General features: G+C 75.6%; 1 protein-coding gene. It reads right to left on the reverse strand.

Annotated features, from left to right (window positions below; translation table 11 throughout):
- Positions 1–4114 (reverse strand): SDR family NAD(P)-dependent oxidoreductase (locus ABT238_RS38610; protein ID WP_350807347.1); only part of this gene is annotated, 4114 nt, incomplete at both ends.

Here is a 4114-nt window from a genome sequence, read left to right on the forward strand (position 1 = left end):
GTGAGGCCCTGGGCGATGCGGCGGAAGTCCTCCAGCATCGGCTCCATGAGGGGTGAGTGGAAGGCGTGGCTGACCCGCAGGCGGGTGGACTTCCAACCACCCGTGGCCACGATCTCCAGAACCGCTTTCTCGTCGCCGGAGAGGACGGTGGCGGTGGGTCCGTTGACGGCGGCGATGGCGACGCGGCCCTCGTGACCGGCCAGGAGCGGAAGCACCTCGTCCTCGGAGGCGATGACGGAGACCATGGCGCCGCCGGTGGGCAGGGCCTGCATGAGGCGTCCGCGCGCGGCGACGAGGGCGCAGGCGTCGGCGAGGGACCAGACGCCGGCGACGTGGGCGGCGGCGAGTTCGCCGACCGAGTGTCCGACGAGGAAGTCCGGTCGCACGCCCCAGGATTCGACGAGGCGGAACAGCGCGACCTCGATCGCGAACAGTGCCGGCTGGGCGTAGCCGGTGCCCTCCAGCGCGGCGGCGTCGGAGGTGATGACCTCGTTCAGCGGGCGGTCGAGGTGCTCGTCGACAACGGCACAGACCTCGTCGAACGCGTCGGCGAAGACGGGGAACGCCGCGTGCAGCTCCCGGCCCATGCCGAGCCGTTGCGCTCCCTGACCGGTGAACAGGAACGCCGTCCGGCCGGACACGGGCCGCGTACCGTCGCTGTGCCCGTCGGCCAGGCTGTCCAGACCGCGCAGCAGCTCCTCGACCTCGCGCCCGGCCACGGCGGCCCGGTACTCGAAGGCCGTCCGGCCGGTCGCCAGCGAGAAGCCGACGTCCGCCGGCGACAGCTCCGGCGAGGCCGCCACGTACTCGCGCAGCCGCCAGGCCTGGGCCCGCAGCGCCGCCGCGGACTTGGCCGACAGCACCCACGGCACCACGGAACCGCTGCCCGGAGCCGCCGAGGGCTCCTCGGCCAGCTCGGGTGCCTGCTCCAGGATCAGGTGGACGTTGGTGCCGCTGACACCGAACGCCGACACGCCGGCCCGGCGCGGCGCGCCGGTCTGCGGCCACGGCCGCGCCTCGGTCAGCAGCTCCACCGCACCCGCCGACCAGTCGATCTTGTCGGAGCGCTCGTCGGCGTGCAGGGTGCGCGGCAGCACACCCTCCCGGATCGCCAGTACGGTCTTGATCACGCCGGCGACACCGGAAGCGGCCTGCGTGTGCCCGATGTTGGACTTCAGCGCGCCCAGCCACAGCGGCCGCTCGGCGGGCCGCCCCTGGCCGTACGTCGCCAGCAGGGCGCCCGCTTCGATCGGGTCGCCGAGCGGGGTGCCGGTGCCGTGCGCCTCCACCGCGTCCACGTCCGCCGGTGCGAGTCCGGCGGAGGCGAGCGCCGCCTGGATGACACGCTGCTGCGCGGGTCCGTTCGGGGCGGTGAGGCCGTTGCTGGCGCCGTCCTGGTTGACGGCGGAACCCCGCAGCACCGCGAGCACCGGGTGCCCGTGGCGCCGGGCGTCGGACAGCCGCTCCAGCAGGACCATGCCGACGCCCTCGGCCCAGCCGGCGCCGTCCGCCTGCGCGGAGAACGCCTTGCAGCGGCCGTCGGGGGACATCGCCCGCTGGCGGCTGAACTCGATGAAGCTGTCCATGGTGGACATCACGACCACACCGCCGGCCAGCGCCATCGAGCACTCGCCCTGCCGCAGCGACTGCGCGGCCAGGTGCAGCGCGAGCAGCGAGGAGGAGCAGGCCGTGTCCACGGTCAGCGAGGGGCCCTGCAGGCCGAAGGTGTAGGAGACGCGCCCGGAGGCGACGCTGCTGGCGCTGCCCGTCGCGAGGTAGCCCTCGAACTCCTCGGGCGCCTGCTGGAAGCGCGACCCGTAGTCGTTGTAGCTGGCGCCGATGAACACGCCCGCTTCCGTGCCCTTCACCGACTCCGGTGCGATGCCGGCCCGTTCGAAGGTCTCCCAGGAGGTCTCCAGCAGCAGCCGCTGCTGCGGGTCGATCGCCAGCGCCTCGCGCGGGGAGATGCCGAAGAAGGTCGGGTCGAAGTGGTCGGCGTCGTAGAGGAACCCGCCGCCGCGCGCGTAGAAGGTGCCGGGCTTGTCGGGGTCCGGGTCGAAGCGGCCCTCGACGTCCCAGCCCCGGTCGGTGGGGAAGCCGGAGACCGCGTCGCGGCCCTCGTCGAGCAGCTGCCACAGCTCCTCCGGGTTGGTCACGCCGCCGGGGAGGCGGCAGCTCATCGCCACGATCGCGATCGGGTCGTCGTCGACGGCCGCGGTGCCGGTCGCCGGCGCGGTCGCGGCGGGGCGGGTGCCGACCAGCTCGGTGTGCAGGTGCCGGGCCAGCGCGGTGACCGACGGGTAGTCGAAGACCAGGGTGACGGGCAGCCGCATGCCGGTCACGGCCGACAGCCGGTTGCGCAGGTCGACGGCGGTGAGCGAGTCGAAGCCCAGCTCGCGGAAGGCCCGGCCCTCCTCGACGGCCTCCGGGCCGGCGTAGCCGAGCACGGCGGCCACCTGGGTGCTCACCAGCTCCGCCAGGGCCTGGACGGCGTCGCCGTCCGAGAGGCCCGCCAGCTGCCGGGCCAACGCGGAGTCGCTGTCGTTGCCGCTGCCGCCGGCCGACGCGCCGGACCGGGTGGCGGCGTCGCGCGCGCCGCGCACCTCGGGCAGCTCGGCGAGCACGGGGGCGGTGGGACCGGCGGGCGAGGCCGCCGTCAGCCGCTCCCAGTCGATGTCGGCCACCGCCACGAACGGGTCGCCCAGGTCGAGGGCCTGCTGGAGCGCGGCGATCGCCGACGCGGGCGCCATCGCCGGCATGCCGCCCTTGCGCAGCCGTGCCTCGGTGGCGTCGTCGACCAGACCGCCGCCGGCCCACGGGCCCCAGGCGACGGAGGTCGCCGCCAGACCGGCGGCGCGGCGCTGCTGCGCCAGGGCGTCCAGGAAGGCGTTGGCGGCGGCGTAGCTGCCCTGGCCGGGGCCGCCCAGGGTGCCCGCGAACGAGGAGAACAGCACGAAGGCGGTCAGCTCCCGGTCGGCGGTCAGCTCGTGCAGGTGCAGCGCGGCGTCCACCTTGGGGCGCAGCACGGTGCGGGCCCGGTCGGTGGTGAGGGTGTCGATGACGCCGTCGTCCAGGACGCCGGCCGTGTGGAAGACCGACCGCACGGCGTCGCCCGCGGCGTCGAGGCGGTCGAGTAGCCCGGCGAGCGCGTCGCGGTCGGCCGTGTCGCAGGCGGCGAGGGTGACGCGGGCGCCCAGCTCGGTGAGTTCGGCCTCCAGCTCTCGTGCGCCGGGGGCCGCCGCGCCGCTGCGGCTGACCAGGACCAGATGCTCGGCGCCGTTGCCGGCCAGCCACCGGGCGACGTGACGGCCGAGGCCGCCGGTCCCGCCGGTGATCAGCGCGGTGCCCCCGGGCTGCCAGGTCCCCCGCTCCGACCCACCCGGCGCGGCCCGCACGAGCCGCCGGCCGAAGGCCGCGGAGGCGCGGACGGCGATCTCCTGCTCGGCGCCGTGCCGGCCCGCCAGCGTCGCGGCCAGGCGGGCCGCGGAGGCGGGGTCGAGGGCCGGGGGGAGGTCGACCGTGCCGCCCCAGCGCTGGGGGTACTCCAGCGCGGCGATCCGTCCCAGGCCCCAGACCGTGGACTGCAGCGGGTCCGCGACGGATTCCGGCCGGCCGGTGGTGACGGCGCCGCGGGTGGCGAGCCAGAGGGGAGCGTCGATTCCCGCGTCACCGAGGGCCTGGATCAGCGCCAGCGTGTGGGCGAATCCGGCGGGCAGCTCCGCGCAGCCCTGGTGCGGGCCCTCGGTGAGGGCGAGCAGGGAGAGCACTCCGGCGGGGGCCGTGCCGTCCAGCGCCTGCCGGATGCGGGTGGCGAGCGCCTCGCGGTCGGCGTCGTCCGCGCCGACCTCCAGGGACAGCAGGGTCATGCCCTGCCGGGCGAGGGCCTCGGCCACCGGGCACGTCGCGGACCGGCCGGCGGGCGTCACCAGCAGCCAGGTGCCCGAGGGGGCGCCGGTGGTGGTCTCCGCCAGGGGCTTCCAGATGATGCGGTAGCGCCAGGAGTCGGTGAGGGCTTGTTCGCGGTTGCGGCGGCGCCAGGAGGCGAGGGAGGGGAGGAGGGGTGACAGGGTGTCGGGGGTGTCGAGTTCGAGGGTGGTGAGGAGGTGGTCGAGGT

Origin of the sequence: Kitasatospora sp. NPDC001527 (assembly GCF_040298605.1) — a bacterium.
GTDB lineage: Bacteria > Actinomycetota > Actinomycetes > Streptomycetales > Streptomycetaceae > Kitasatospora.